Genomic DNA, 14,347 nt, shown 5'->3' on the forward strand with positions numbered 1-14,347 from the left:
ACATAGGTCAAGCACTTGGATACAAAAAAAATCCGCATAAGTTGCGGATTTAGTTATTCGTATGTTCGCTGTCAATGACCTTCAGCGCGTCGAGTATATCGTGAACGTGTTCACCGTTCCTCTGGATTGTCCGACGTTAATCCCGACGACCCGCACCTCTCCCCGCTCGTGGAGCGATCGAACAAGGGTATCTCTCTGACGCAAGGCTCGAACCAGGTCCCCCAGAAATTGAACAGCAAGGGCTTCCCCCGATAATCAGACAACGAAACGACGCGTCCCTGCAGATCCGTTACGGTGATATCCGGCGCCGTTCTCCCTTCCATGATCGTCGCGGTCTTCGCGTTCGCCGATCGCACGACGGCATAGATGGCCGCGCCGGCTAGTACAACGAGCAGCGCCATCTTATAGCAGCTCTTATCGATCAACTCATGAGACGCGCACTTCCTTGCCTGGATGACTGCTTTATGCATCGGCTACCTGCATCTGATGAATTCGTCACGCAGCTGCAGCTGCGTGTTGCTGTAAGGGCTGGCCACCCGGAAGTCTACTGTATAGGTACCTGCTTACGAGACATTGACCGCATAATCCATCCAGTCGCCGGCATCCGTGTTGTTCACGTTCAGCGTCCCTTCGGAAGCCGTCTCGGTCTGGACGCCGTTCATGGCACTGTAGCTCTCCGCTTTGATCTTGCCAGGGATGCTTGCTCCAGCATCCGCCGTCTGATTCGCCGCCTGTGTTCCATACACGTCGAACTCCCACAGCGAGTAGCCGTAACCGGTCGTCCGAGCCGTGCCGTACATACGGATGTAACGTCCCGTGACCGACGTACTGAACGTAATCGTCTCTACCCCGCCGGGAGCGCCCGTCTTGACATAGGCGTCCGTCCAAGAGGCGTTGTCGGCAGACACTTGAATTTTATAGTCTTTGCCGGCTGCCGTCTCCCAGTTCAGCTTGACGCCCGTCACGCTGTACGTGGAACCGAGGTCGACCGTGATCCACTGCGGATCGCTCGATGCCGATTCCCAGCGAGTGCCGGTGTTGCCGTCAAAAGCACCCGGTGCCGTATTGCCGCCAACCGCCGAGGAGGCCGTAGCCGTCTTGTTCAGCGCCTGGTTCGCCGTATTCCCCGGGTTGATCGTCAACATCACGCTTGCGATGGCGGAATCGGTCATGCCGGCTTTATAGGCAATCGCGCGGACAGTCGTCGTAGCGGAGACGGTGAAAGCGCCCGAGTAAACCGTACCCGCCGTCGCCGTCGGCGTCGATCCATCCGTCGTGTAGCGGACCGACGCCCCTGCCGTCGCGGACGTAATTGTCACGTTCTGCGCGCCGGTATATGCCCCGCTTGCCGGCGTGATGATCGGCTGCGCAACCTGGCTCAGGTTGGATTCGGAGCCGTACACTTCGAATTCCCATAAGGAGTAGCCGTACCCGGTCGTGCGGGCCGTGCCATACATCCTGACGTAGCGTCCCGACGCAGGCGCGCTGAACGTAATTGTTTCGACTCCGCCCGTTCCGCCTGTCTTCACGTATGCATCGGTCCATGCGGCGTTATCGGCGGACACTTGAATCTTGTAATCCTTCCCGGCGGCGGTTTCCCAATTCAGCTTGACGCCCGTTACGCTATGTGCGGAGCCGAGGTCTACGGAGATCCACTGTGGGTCGCTCGATGCCGATTCCCATCGGGTGCCGGCATTGCCGTCAAGAGCAGCCGCGGCCGTGTTGCCGCCAACCGCCGAGGAAGCCGCGGCCGTCTTGTTCAGCGCCTTGTTGGCATTCGCCGCGCCGATCGTGATAACCGAGGTCGCCACCGCGGAATTGCCCAGGCCGGACTTGTAGGCGATAGCCTTCACCGTCGTCGTGGCCGATAAGTTGAACGGTCCCGAGTAGATCGTGCCCGAAGATGCCGTAGGCGTCGAACCGTCGGTCGTGTAGCGGATCGTCGCGCCCGTCGTCGAGGTGGTAATCGCAACGTTCTGCGCGCCCGTGTAAGTGCCCGTCGCAGGCGTAATAACCGGCTGCGCGACCTGGCTGACCGCGTTGATCGCGTAGGTTGCGCTCGAGGTCGCCGATGCGTTCATCAGTTCTTTGAACGCTTTGGCTTTGATCGTCATGCTTTGGGACACTTGGATCGGCCCCGTATACTTCGCAGAGGAAGCCGTCGGCTCCGATCCATCCGTCGTATAGCGAATCGTCGCGCCTGCCGCCTGGTTCGTCAGCGATACGAGCTGAGCTGAAGCGTACGTGCCGCTCGCCGTGCCGAATACCGGCGCTGCCGCTTGGCCGCTAGGCGCGGGAGGCTGCACCCCGTTGACCGGGTTCGCGACGACCGTCTTGCGCGGCGGTACCGTAACCGTTCCGACGATGCTGCCTCCCGCGTTGCGGAAGACCGCATATTGGGTCGCATCGGTCGGATTCCAGATGTTCGCCGTGTACGCGCCGTTCTTCTTGAATACCTGGTACGTCGGCCAGTTGGAGGACCAAATCTCCGCCGAACGCGGACCGAAGGCATTCATCGCATGGAGGAACCAATACGTGTTCGGCCACTCCTTCTTGCCATTGTTGTCGTCGGCCGCGATTTTGTTCGGATCCCATTTGGCGACCGCGCCCTGGGGATCGCTCAGCGCCTGGAACGGCCAAATAATATGATACCAGCCGGTCTCCGGCCCGCCTTTGTCCTTCAGGAAGGCGCTATAAGCCCTCGCCGCCCCGTCCGGACGCACGCCGTAATACGTCATGTAAGGCGCGGTCGGCAGCCACTGAATGCCGTACATATTGTTGGCGTCGGTCGCAAAATAAGTGCCGTAGTAGTTTTTGCTGCCGAATACTTGGGCCGCGACGCCATGCGGGAAGTTCGGGTGCCAGTTGTCCTGATCGTAGTTGAACCAGTACTGCAGAATGGAGTTCGTCTCGACCGCATAGACCCACATCCCCGCGTCGCGGTAGGCCGCATTGTTGGTTAGAACGCCCCACAGATACTCCCCGGCATACGCATATAGCGCTTCGGAAGTCGCTTCCTGATTGTTGCCATCATAGCTGTCCCCGTATCCGCCCGCCCAGGAGACGCCCTCGTACGGGTCGAACGCACGCATGAACGGATACATCGAATCGGTGCGGGACGGGTTGCCCACATCGCGGATCAGATGCTCTACCATGCCGCCGTAGTTGTTCAGGAAGTCTTTGTCGTAGGTCGCCAGAATCGCGGATGCGTAGATGTAATAGCCCCACACGTAATGATGGTCGGACATCCACTTCGCCATCCCATGGTCGCCGCCGTCGCCCTGCATCGCGCCCCATTCCGGCGTGTAGTAGAAGTAATACGGAAAGTCATCCGGCCATCCGCCGCTGTACGTATACCAGTTGGTCAAAATGTTCTTCAGGATCGCCAGCGCCTTATCCCGGATCGCCGTCTCGCCCAGCTGGTCCGCGATCAGCACCGCCTGCGCCAGCGGATGCAGGTTCTTCCCTTCCCAATAAGGGTCATCCCACATGTAGTTGTTCTCCAGCATCGCGATTGTGCCGTTCAGGTAAGCGATCGCATCGGCCCGGTTGTAGGAGCTCGAGCCTGTCGGTTCGCCGAACTGCGGAATGACGCCGGTGAATTTATTTTGGACGAAGAACGAATTGCCTTCGAATACCTTGATCGTACCGCGTACGGACGGATACGTAAGCGCCGTCAGCGGCGTCGCGGCGGTGATCGATTTCCATTGGTTCGGCAGCAGCGCCATTAGCGTATCGGCCGAGAATCCGCTGCGCTTCAGTTCGATCGCCGAGTTATAGGTCGTGGTGACCAAGCCCGTCGCATCCTCCGCGAAGTAGCTCGCCTTGGTGTCTGTCACGAAGGCATAAGCATGCTGATAGTAGGTGCTCAGATTGCCGTTCGACGGCAGCGTGCCGATGGAGAGATAGTTTTGCCCGCTCCCCAGCTGCATCGTGAGTTTGCCGTTCGCCCGCTTGAACACCGTGCCCGCCGGAGCAAAAAGTCCATACGACCGTACCCGGTTGTTCCCGCCGCTGTCCACATTCGCGACCTCCACGCCGATATGGTCAGCCGTCACGGCTGCGCCATCCGCCGCGAGAATCGTCGCATTGCCGTCATCGAAGAACCTCGTCGACGTCCCATTCAGCACGAGGAACGGCGAGGATGGATCGGTGAACTCGCTGTACAGGTAAGGCGAACCTTTGACCATCGTGTTCTTCATCTTGAAGCTGTCGTTGTCGCTCAGAACGGCCCGGACCGAATAGTCGCCATAGCCGTCGACCTTGGCGGACATATTGAGCGGGTTAATGTTGCTCGCCATCAAGTAAAAATCAGGCGCACCCGCCGTGCTCTGCGTCTTGCCGTCCGCCGTGATGAATCCGGCACCCGGGTTCATGACACTGAGACCCTGGTCGGTATATTGCATCCGCATCGGCAGCGCCACGATCCCGTCGCTCAGCCGCTTGATGAGGATCGACTGCCACCAGCCGCCCGAAGGAAGCGGTCCCGTGACGTTCGCCGTCTTGTAAGTCGGATAAGTAGGCGTGTACGTCGTAATATCGTTCGTCTTGTAGCTGCCCGCGCCGACCTGGACGACCTGCGGAACCGGCTTATCCGGAATATGGACCGGCGGGATAGGATCGCCGCTGACGAAGTCATAGACCTCGAATTCATAGAGGGAATAGCCGAAGCCCGTGCTTCTGGCAAAACCGTACACCCGGACATACCGACCGTCCGCCTTGACCTTGATCGTCTCGACGCCGCCCTGGCCGTACAGCTGCCGGTAGACGGTCGTCCAGTTCGTCTTGTCGTTCGACACCTGGATGTCGTACGACTTGCCGTACGCGGACTCCCAGTTCAGGATGACCGTCCCGATCGTCCGCACGCTGCCGAGGTCGACGCTGATCCACTGAGGATCCCACGATTCGGAGGACCAGCGGCTGGTCGGATCGCCGTCGAACGCTTTGACCGCGGAGACGATGCCCGGATCGGTCGACCAAGTCGGCACTTCCCACGTGGACGCTTCGGCTGGTTTGTTCAGCGCCACGTTCACCGGTGCCGGCGGCTGCGGCGTCGTAAACTCGCCGTACACCTGGAACTCGTACAGCGAATAACCATAGTCGGATAGAGCGCGCTGCTGGCAGAGGATGCGGACGTAGCGACCCGTGCCCGACAAGCCCGTCAAATCATTGTTGCCGCCCGTGCCGGTCGTCGTGGCGTAAATATCGGTCCACGTATCCGCATCGTTCGAGACTTGGACTTTGTATGCCTTGGCGTAAGCGCCCTCCCAGCTCAGGTAGACGCGGTTAATGTTGGCCGACGAACCCAGATCGACATAAATCCATTGCGGGTCCATCTGCCAGACGCTCGCCCAGCGGGAGCTGATATTGCCGTCGACAGCCCGTTCCGTCGTATTGGCGCCCTCCACCGACGAAGCCAGCACCTGCTTGCGCTGCGAGAGCAGCTGCGAGCCCGCGGCCTCCGCCGTATTCGCGCCCCAATAAGGCATCAAACTCCAGAGCATCGCCAGACTAATCATCGCCGTCAGGACGCGGCGGCTTTTCTTCAATATGGAGTGCTTGTTTCGATTCACCTACTCGATACCTCCCATGCGTAAAATGGAATGAATGTTGCCGACTCCTCCGTTCGAGCCCTCCTTCCCGCTCCGATTTTCAAGTCAATCCGCTGCCTTCTTAAATGATAGAGGCGTACGCTTGCGGAGGTAACGTTGTAAAGTTATGGTAATAGGGGTCATTATTCCGAAGATTGAGGGGAATGCGCTTCAAAGTGCTTTGAAGTAATCCGGCACCAAAAAGACAACCCTCAATCCACTGTAGGATTGAGGGTCGATTTCATTTCGAGATTAGATCAAATCAGACTTCTTCAACAGACGCTCGAGCATCACGGCAACTTCGGCGCGAGAGATATCAGCCTTCGGAGCAAGATCCTTCGGCGATATTCCGTTTACCAAGCCATTTTCTAAACTGAAAGCAACCGAATCTCTCGCCCAAGCCTGAACATCCTTCGCATCTTGGAATGCCTGCAGCAGCGATTCTGCATTGGCTGCAGTATCCTGCGACAATTCGGTAATTTGAGCAGCCCGAGCGATCATCGTCATGGCTTCTTGGCGAGTAATCGTCGCAGTTGGCGCAAATTTGCTCTCGCTAATGCCTTTGATCAGATTGTACTTCACAGCCGTAGTAACGGAGCTTGCATACCAGGCGGATGAGTCAACATCCGCGAAATTCGTATCCCCTGTCACTGGCTTCAGTCCCAATCCACGCACCAAGATCGCAGTGAATTCTGCGCGGGTCATGTCGCGTGTCGGTTCATAGTTCCCTTGCCCGTCGCCTTCGACGACCATACGGGAGCCTAAATCATTGACGGCCTCTTTCGCCCAGTGGGTATTCATATCCGAGAATTCGATTGGATGCCAGACCACGGAATACAGACTGTTCGTTAAGCTATTGATCTGCGCATAATACACGCCGTTATCTAACAGGACCTTCGTTGGCACATGGCGCATCGTCCCGTCCGCGTCTACGACTACGCCTGTCGTAATCTTAGACGGATCAACGCCAGCCGGAATCGGAATACGGCGCTCCACAAACTGCGTGAAGCTATTAACCGGCTTCGTGCTGCCATTATAAGTGGCCGTCACTTCAAAGGAAACGGCAGGTGCGATCACTTCAGCTTTCTTGCTGGTCGATGCGCTATCCACTAATTTCTGCTGATCAGCCGACGGCGATTCAATCAGAATCGATATCTTGACATCCTGCCCATCCACATCAGCTCCGAAATTCTGAAGAAGATCATCCACGATAATTCTTTTCGCCGGAATGAGATACGCGGCTTGATCCGTCTTAACTTCCAGCGTCGAGTTGTTCGTTCCCATGGCCTTTACAAGCGCAGCATTCAGTTCGACCACGGTGGATTGCGCATCCTTGGAGCTCACCGGGATTGTAATCGTGTTGCCTGCCTGTTTGCCTTCGGTAATCTGACTCATAAGCTTCTTGTTATCGACAGATACTACCTTGACCGCGTGGCCATTGTTCTGCTTGGTTTCAACCACGGCGGGTACCTGTACGGTCTGACCGTTCACAACTACCGGAATGGTAGAAGTGCTCGCTGAAGTGCCGGATGAAGCTGTTGGTGCTTGGGTTGTATTGGTATTGCTGCTTCCCGAGTTCGAGTTGTTTGACGAGCCGGACGTATTTTCGCCACCGCCCGTAGTCGGGTTCTCGGACGAGCCTGACGAATTCTCGCCGCCGCCCGTTGTCGGGTTCTCCGACGAGCCTGACGAATTCTCATTACCGTCCGTATTCGGCTCGGATGGGCCGCCCGTACTCGGGTTGTTGTTGCCTGTATCGGTAATAACTGTCGAACGCGTCAAAACAACAGGCGCATACGTGTCTCTGTCGACATCCAGAACATAAAGCTGCGTTCCGGATACAGCCAAATCCTGAGGATACGTGAAAATATGCGCATCGTCAATTGGCTTCCATGTCACGGTTTGCTGATCCAAGACGCCCTTCCAGATCTTCTTGCCGCTATCGCCATAGCCGTCAAGCAGATAAATCGCGCCTTCCGAATCTACTGCAATAGCTGTTTCATCGTAAGGTGCCGGTGTTTCACCTTCGGTTAATAGTTGGTCGACAACCGTAATGCCGCCTTCCTGAATGACGAATCTCCGATCCATGCCGCTATCTGCATATGCAAGCGCATAAATCTTCCCGTCGCGCACCGTATATTGCATGATACCACGGACGGAGTTAGGCGTGACATTCACCCATTCCGTGCCATTCCATTTCACGATAATTTCACGTGTCGTGGATCCTTGGTCACCACCGAGGTAAGAGGCCGTCGCCATAAGGTAGACCGTACCCTTGTCTACGACTAGATTACTATACCGGTAACCGGTGAATTCGCCTAATTCCGGACCCGCAGGCGCTAATTCCTCCGGGACCTCGGTTCCGAATGCGGTCCATTGATCGTCGTTTCCAAGCTTCAGCATCTCGTAGTGTTCTTGTTGTTCTCCATCCGGAACTACGATTCGAGTCACATATATATCGGTACCAGAGACGTCGAAGGACGTAACGGCGCTGTACGAATTCTCGATTACTGGCAGCGAAGGGAGTGCCGTGAAATCAGTATCCTCAGGACCTTTTTTCTCGAGAACATCGCCATCTTCGGATTGATTAAGAATATAGAATGCACCATCACTGCCAATTCGAATATTACGGAAATCCAGTTGATTCTCTTCGTTTCCTTGGATGACAGGTCCCCAGGAGGACTGCTTCTTAACGGTCAATGTCAACTTGCGCTCTGCCATCTCCCCATTCAAGGAGGCCGTTGCTGTCAACGTGACGTTCACATCGCTACCGGATACCGGCGGACGAGTAACGGTTGCCTCGCCTGTCCCCGAGATCGTAATGGCCGAGTTATCGCTTGTCCAGCCGAGATTCGTATCCAAGATGCCTTTAGTATTCACGGTAAAGTTCTCGGTTACCCAGTCTTGGCTATCTACGCCTCCATATTGGATGGCAGGACTGTTAGCGGCTTCCACTACGGCCTCGGCATTCGAAATCGCGCTTGTGTGGAAGATGGCTACATCATCGCCGCCTTTGTCCAGTGCAACATCCCCAAGCTCGCCGCCGGAATATCCGGCACCGAACCACTGTCCAGAAGTACCATACAGGTTATACAAATAAATCGGGCCATTGATCGCTTCCGGCGTTATCGTAATGTTATTTACATCCGTCGCATCAAACGTATAGATTTGACTTCCGTTGTAATCAGTTGCGGTGAGACTATATATATTAGGGGATACTTCAACAATGTTCTGCCCCGGCCATGTCTCTTCGCTACCGAACCGCGTCGACCAGACCAATGTTCCCGCCTGGTCAAACTTAGCGAGGAAACCATTGCCAGTACCTGCAGACAGTTGGCCAGCCGTCGAATCCGTATAACCGGATACAAGGTAACCGCCATCCGAGGTCCGGAGGTAGGCCGCCATGCTTTCTTGGCCTTCATCGCCGAAGGATTGAGGCGTACCGACCAACTCGCCTGTCGACTTGTCGAGTTTGGCAAAATAGATGTCGCTGCTCGATCCATGCCCATTGAACGCGCTAAAGTCATTCTCTCTGGATTCCGTGCCGCCGATAACCAAGTAATCATTGGCTTGCTCAACGACGCCCTTTGCGTCATCCCGGTCTTTTCCATCCAAGACGTTCTTCCATACGATATCCCCGTTGGAAGCATTCAGCTTGACGATAAAAGAGCTCCAAATGCCACCCAAATTACTTGTTATAGAAGCCTTATAATCATTCATTCCGGCGAATGTTCCGTCATTTGAATTCGTCGTCCCGACCACTATAAAGCTATTGTGATCGGCGCTCTCAACCACTTGGTAAGAAGAATCTGTTCCCGATCCATCAAGATAGGTTATCCACTCCTGATCAGCGGTTGCATTCAACTTCTGAACGAAAGCTTTGCCTTCACTGGATCCGGCAATCATATAACCGTTATCGGAGGTCGATTTCACCACGGCGGTGCCGTATTGGTCGCCGGTAAGATGGATTGACTTCGCCCATTGCATGACATGGTTAGCGCCATATTTGACCAGCACGAACGTGCCGTCATCCGCTTCTTTCTTCGACAGGACGCCAGACAGGTTTTGGTCAACCGATGTGGAGTGAAGAAGGATCACATAACTGCCATCCGCATTGACTGCCATGTCTTTTTGGACATCGTCTCCAGAACCGCCAAACGTTTTAACCTGGGATTGCGCGCTCGTAAGCGTATCTGCAAAAGATGTGACTGTGGTCAATCCTTGAAGAGGCAGAGCTGCTGCCAACAATAATGCCAGCTTTTGCTTGTTTTTCATTGGTTCCTCCGTTGTGTAGGTTCTAGTTGTTTGAGAAGCGCTAAGGCACCACCCAATACTATTGGATATCCGGAGAAAAAGATATAGCTAATTCGACATTTTTCGACGTTTTGACGAGTCCTTTTTATGTATGCTCACCCATGGAATATGCCTTCGAGCCATCAAACATTACTCCCAAATCTTCGCGTTTGCCCTGAAGCAATTCATACGAGGCCAACTTTCTTTCATGTGACAAGTAACCATCTTGCATCTGGGCCATATAGTGTTAGGGTCAAATAACTATTATTTATTGGAGGTTACGTCATGGATCGTGGGCTTTTTCCGGGTGGTGGTTTTGGAGGAGGTTTTGGTGGAGGATTTGGCGGGGGATTTGGTCGTCCTTTCTTTCGACCGTTTGTCCATCCGTTTTTCCCGAATCGTTTCTTATTCCCAACCTTCTTTTTTTCGCCTTTTTTCTTCCCTTTTTTCCGGGATGGCAAATCAGACGACATGCTTTTCGCACAGCACAGCTGTCAGCATGGTGACACGCTCGCCTCGATTGGACACAAATATAATATGCCTCATTCCATCTTGGAAGAAGCCAATCCGCATTTGACCCATCCAGACCGACTGGCCCCGGGAGAGACGGTGTATATTCCTCGTCTGTCCAACATGATGTGTCAAAAAACATATGCGGAGATGGCTGCTCCCGTGCAGCAACCATCGATGCAACATGGTCAGCATTCACATAATGGAATGTAATGGAGACCTGCATGTAAATTAGACGGACGTAACAATAAAACAGCGGCGGCCTAAGATTGGAGAAATCTTGGACCGTCGCTGTCTTTATTATCCACGTCAAATGACAGACGATAAGCTTCCAGCCCCCCTCGCACGTTTGAAATAACATGCCGTGACCGCTCTCGTGCCTCTGCTCAAACGGACGCACATTCGCCCAAACACGACAATTCGACCTTCTTCTACAAGGATCGAGCTTGTATAATAAGGAAACAAGCTGTATGACACCGACACTTCTGTAAAAATTTCGTGCAGCTCATATTCGTTCTCACATCATAGATGGAGGTTTTGCATGTGGCTTATAATTTGTTTGTGGAATTGTCGATCCAAAACTACAATGCCGATGTCACGATCCGCAATGTGAAGGTAGAATGGGGGAAGCTCTATCAATTTGGCAACAAGGACCAAGAGATACCCGTCCATGAAATGGAAGGAACTGTAGTTAAAGCAGGCACGAATACGTGGTTCTGCGCTTGCGGCCGCGAGTGGTCGCCGTCCGGTCCCGGAGGCAGCTTCCAGCTGTTCGATTCCGATAACAATTGGATTGCGACCTACACCTGGGATTGCCCGAATGGCGAGCGTTTCAACAGGTCCGAGCTTGAGAAAAACAGCGCTTCCAACTTTCGCTTCGACTTCAACCCTGGAAATCAAAATCATATCGGCGATGTCCAACATTATGGAAAGGCTATCGGCAATGCACATCTGCGGATATGGGATATCACGAAGTCGCCTTACGCACGTAGAAATTATTGATACATAGGCAAGGACACCCTAACGTCATTCCATAATAATGGACGCTTGTCACGGACGCGTCATAAAAATAGAGATCCGCTTGAATTGCGGATCTCTATTTTTAAGCCAATTACTTCTTGTCATCCGATACCGGCCGCCTAGCTGATTATTGTCTCTCTCCTCCGTTATTCCTCAAATCGATCCCGCCGTGTTGAAAGTTTATTCCCCAGAAGCTGCTGGGCGATGGTAAATCCAATCAGATAGGCTGCAGCGGATGTATTCCCGTCCACCGTGTACGGTACAAGCGAAGCATCTGCTACAACTAATCCCTTCACCCCGTGAACTTCACCGCGGCTGTTCACCACTCCCCCTTTCCGTCTTGGAGCCATCCGCAAAAAGCTTTGTTGATGGTGATTGTGGTCGAATGTTTCCTGGATAAAGCGCTCCAACTGTTCATCGTCGTTGATCACATCAACCGTTGGCGAAAGAAGGCGATATGCGGGGTCAATGGCTTCAAGTTCGGCAGCGATCTGTATAATATAAGTCCGATATATACTTTTCAGCGTTTCGAGATCCCTCGGATCCGATAAGAACGCCTCATCGGCCAGAACAATCTGCAGCGGGTCGTTGCTTTGGATCCGAATGTCTCCCCTGCTTTTGGGCTTTAAATACAAGATCGCAATCGTCAGCGTATCTTGCCCGCCAATGCCGATGAGTTGAACCGCTCTGCGGTTATGATTAGATCCCGGCGTGGGATCGGGCAGAAAAGCGCCTCCTGTATATAATGCGCTTGGGTCTCCGGCAGGCAATGGCGGATCGTTCGGGTTCGTTGAGAAGGTGGCAAAGTTTAAGGTGTGATTCTTTAGCCGGTTACCTACATTCGGGTTATCGACGATAACCGGAATGCCTGCTTCATTCAGCTGCTGCGCTGGCCCAATGCCGGAGAGCATGAGGATCTGGGGACTGTTAATCCCGGCGGATAGAATCACTTTTTTGTTGGCATACGCCCGCTGGTATTTCCCTTCCTTCAGGAACTCGATTCCAATCGCCTGCTGGCCGTTGAACAAGATTCGCAGAACCGTGGTTTTAAAGAAGATGCGAAGCTGTCTGCCATTTACGCCGAAACCATTTGGCGTCGCGATACCCGAAGATAGCAGAGCAGTCGATGAACTCACGCGACGTCCGCTTGGCTGCTGATAGAGCTGCCACCTTGTAAAGGGACCCAATGGCGTTTTCGGATCATTATAGTCTAGTATTTCGTTAAATCCGGTTGCCTTTTCTATAGCGGAGACTAGTTTGCCCGCCATTCTTGTCGGTTGGGACGGGGCCTGCCGGATATCGATTGGACCGTGATAGCCATGCGCATTCTTGTTGGTGGTCTCCCCGTTATAGTGTTCTAGTCGCTTAAAGTGGCGAAGGGCTTGTTCCGGCGACCAGACTGGACCCAGAAGACGTTCCCATTGCGATAATACATCCGCGGTGGGCCGTACATATTGCTCCCCGTTGATCGAGGATCCGCCGCCTGCAAGCCGTCCGGTCGTCCACTCGAAGGAACGGTCGTCTACCCCGATTTGCGGCACCCCTTCACCCTGCCAAAAATATTGCGGGAAAAACGATTCCTCTAATTCGGGGGCGAATGTAGAGTCCCGTATCGGCCGGTCACGATCCTTTCTTTCCCCGGCCTCAAGTACGAGAACCGAAGTTTTTTTGTCATCGGAGAGCGTCTTGGCCATAACGGCTCCAGCAGGTCCAGTGCCCACAACGATGTAATCATATATAAGTTTTTTGACTTTTTCTGTTGGCATTCATTGGTCTCCTTTGCCTTAGATACAAACATGAACCAACACACTATATGCTCTCCGCGAATGACGGTATATGCATTCGCCTAGATCGGCCCAAAACAATGAAAAAAACGAGGATGCTGCCAAGTGCAGCATCCTCGTTGCTGGAATTGTATATTGCATTAGAATTTAGAATACTTCAAAATCCTTCTATACATCGTTTTATCTTTAAGCGCATTAAAAATGCTCATATCCGGCCCCGTATTAATCTCTAGAATCCATGGCTTCATATTCGAATCAATTGCAATATCTACGCCGAAAGCCTTTTTGCTTCGATAACTTTCTCCAAGAACAATACTCGCTCTTCTCCCTAATGATTCTAATTCCTTTATAAAGACCGCCCTATCGGTTTTATTGAGATGAGATTCAAGTAACGTGCTTACGGGCAACGGTGTTCCTCCGCTATGAAAATTAGTGACGATCTTCTTCGGTTTAGCTAGCCGCCCAATTATTCCTGTTGTTTCGAGTTGTCCGCTTCTATTCTTCTGCACCATTACCCTGATATCGAATGAGCGGCCGTTATGCTCTAACAGATCAATACCTTGCTGTACCACATACTTGTCATTTTTCAGGAACTTCGCAAGAGAATTGTATAGTGCTTCAAAGGTCGTATGCATTTTTGAGGTAGTGCCGCTTCTTAATAGAAACCCGCCATCGACATCCGTTATCTTATAAATGCCACGGCCTCCGGTGCCTTCGTCTAGTTTTATATAGAGTGAATCATACTTCCTTAGCATTTTATAGATATTCGATTTTGTTGCTGCTTTTGTGTCGGGTAATAACGCGTTTATTGACGAATATTTGCTCATAAAAAGATGTTTCCCTAATTTGCCCATTTTGTATTTCACCTTTTTTTTCACACGATCTACCTCCCTCATCATACCGCTTCGATACCGACTGCTTATGAACCTTAGGCGCAGGTCCGACATAGGCGATCTAACGCACAGCATTGCGCAGACTCGTGACATGGACGATTTTCCAAGCGCTCTATTCGCCGCTTTCATCTAAATCCATTCATTATATGAGTTACCGCCGATTGAGTAAGGGCCTTTTGTCGAATTTTTAGAGGAACTGCCGCATGCGCGGTTTGCCGCTATAGGAGAATGGCCGGGATAGCCGGAAGAACATTTT

At 53.1% G+C, this 14,347-nt stretch carries 7 protein-coding genes; 2 read left to right on the forward strand and 5 right to left on the reverse strand.

Annotation, left to right across the window (positions count from 1 at the left end; translation table 11 throughout):
• Nucleotides 1-110: 110 nt before the first annotated feature.
• The 3 genes from ACFFSY_RS22380 to ACFFSY_RS22390 all read right to left on the reverse strand — a co-directional run bounded on the left by ACFFSY_RS22380 (nt 111) and on the right by ACFFSY_RS22390 (nt 9,866).
• Nucleotides 111-470, reverse strand: coding sequence for a redoxin domain-containing protein (locus ACFFSY_RS22380; protein WP_377498237.1), 360 nt, complete (start codon nt 468-470; stop codon nt 111-113).
• Between the two features lie 93 nt (nt 471-563).
• The gene (locus ACFFSY_RS22385) at nt 564-5,573 is read right to left on the reverse strand and encodes a galactose-binding domain-containing protein (RefSeq protein ID WP_377498239.1); all 5,010 of its coding nucleotides are present in this window, start codon (nt 5,571-5,573) and stop codon (nt 564-566) included.
• 270 nt (nt 5,574-5,843) lie between these two features.
• Entirely contained in the window at nt 5,844-9,866 is a 4,023-nt protein-coding gene (locus tag ACFFSY_RS22390) for an S-layer homology domain-containing protein (RefSeq protein ID WP_377498241.1), read from the reverse strand.
• Between the two features lie 303 nt (nt 9,867-10,169).
• Here ACFFSY_RS22390 and ACFFSY_RS22395 point away from each other — a divergent pair, with 303 nt between their 5' ends.
• Both ACFFSY_RS22395 and ACFFSY_RS22400 read left to right on the forward strand, forming a co-directional pair.
• Complete coding sequence (locus tag ACFFSY_RS22395) at nt 10,170-10,607, forward strand: LysM peptidoglycan-binding domain-containing protein (RefSeq protein ID WP_377498243.1); 438 nt, start codon at nt 10,170-10,172, stop codon at nt 10,605-10,607.
• Nucleotides 10,608-10,937: 330 nt separating this feature from the next.
• Nucleotides 10,938-11,396: an aegerolysin family protein gene (locus ACFFSY_RS22400; RefSeq protein WP_377498245.1), complete on the forward strand. Its 459-nt coding sequence runs from the start codon at nt 10,938-10,940 to the stop codon at nt 11,394-11,396.
• Between the two features lie 164 nt (nt 11,397-11,560).
• Here the strand turns inward: ACFFSY_RS22400 and ACFFSY_RS22405 are convergent, their stop codons facing one another.
• Both ACFFSY_RS22405 and ACFFSY_RS22410 read right to left on the reverse strand, forming a co-directional pair.
• Nucleotides 11,561-13,180: a GMC family oxidoreductase gene (locus tag ACFFSY_RS22405; RefSeq protein WP_377498247.1), complete on the reverse strand. Its 1,620-nt coding sequence runs from the start codon at nt 13,178-13,180 to the stop codon at nt 11,561-11,563.
• Between the two features lie 158 nt (nt 13,181-13,338).
• On the reverse strand, nt 13,339-14,076 hold the full coding sequence (locus tag ACFFSY_RS22410) for a YheC/YheD family protein (protein ID WP_377498249.1): 738 nt from the start codon (nt 14,074-14,076) through the stop codon (nt 13,339-13,341).
• Nucleotides 14,077-14,347 lie beyond the last annotated feature (271 nt).

It is taken from the genome of Paenibacillus aurantiacus, from assembly GCF_042431225.1.
GTDB classification, from domain to species: Bacteria; Bacillota; Bacilli; order Paenibacillales; family Paenibacillaceae; genus Paenibacillus_Z; species Paenibacillus_Z aurantiacus.

What these genes read in the sequence shown, in the direction of transcription:
- ACFFSY_RS22380 (WP_377498237.1), bottom strand. Translation starts at nt 470, where the DNA reads ATGCATAAAGCAGTCATCCAGGCAAGGAAGTGCGCGTCTCATGAGTTG.
- ACFFSY_RS22390 (WP_377498241.1), bottom strand. Translation starts at nt 9,866, where the DNA reads ATGAAAAACAAGCAAAAGCTGGCATTATTGTTGGCAGCAGCTCTGCCT.
- ACFFSY_RS22395 (WP_377498243.1), top strand. Translation starts at nt 10,170, where the DNA reads ATGGATCGTGGGCTTTTTCCGGGTGGTGGTTTTGGAGGAGGTTTTGGT.
- ACFFSY_RS22405 (WP_377498247.1), bottom strand. Translation starts at nt 13,180, where the DNA reads ATGCCAACAGAAAAAGTCAAAAAACTTATATATGATTACATCGTTGTG.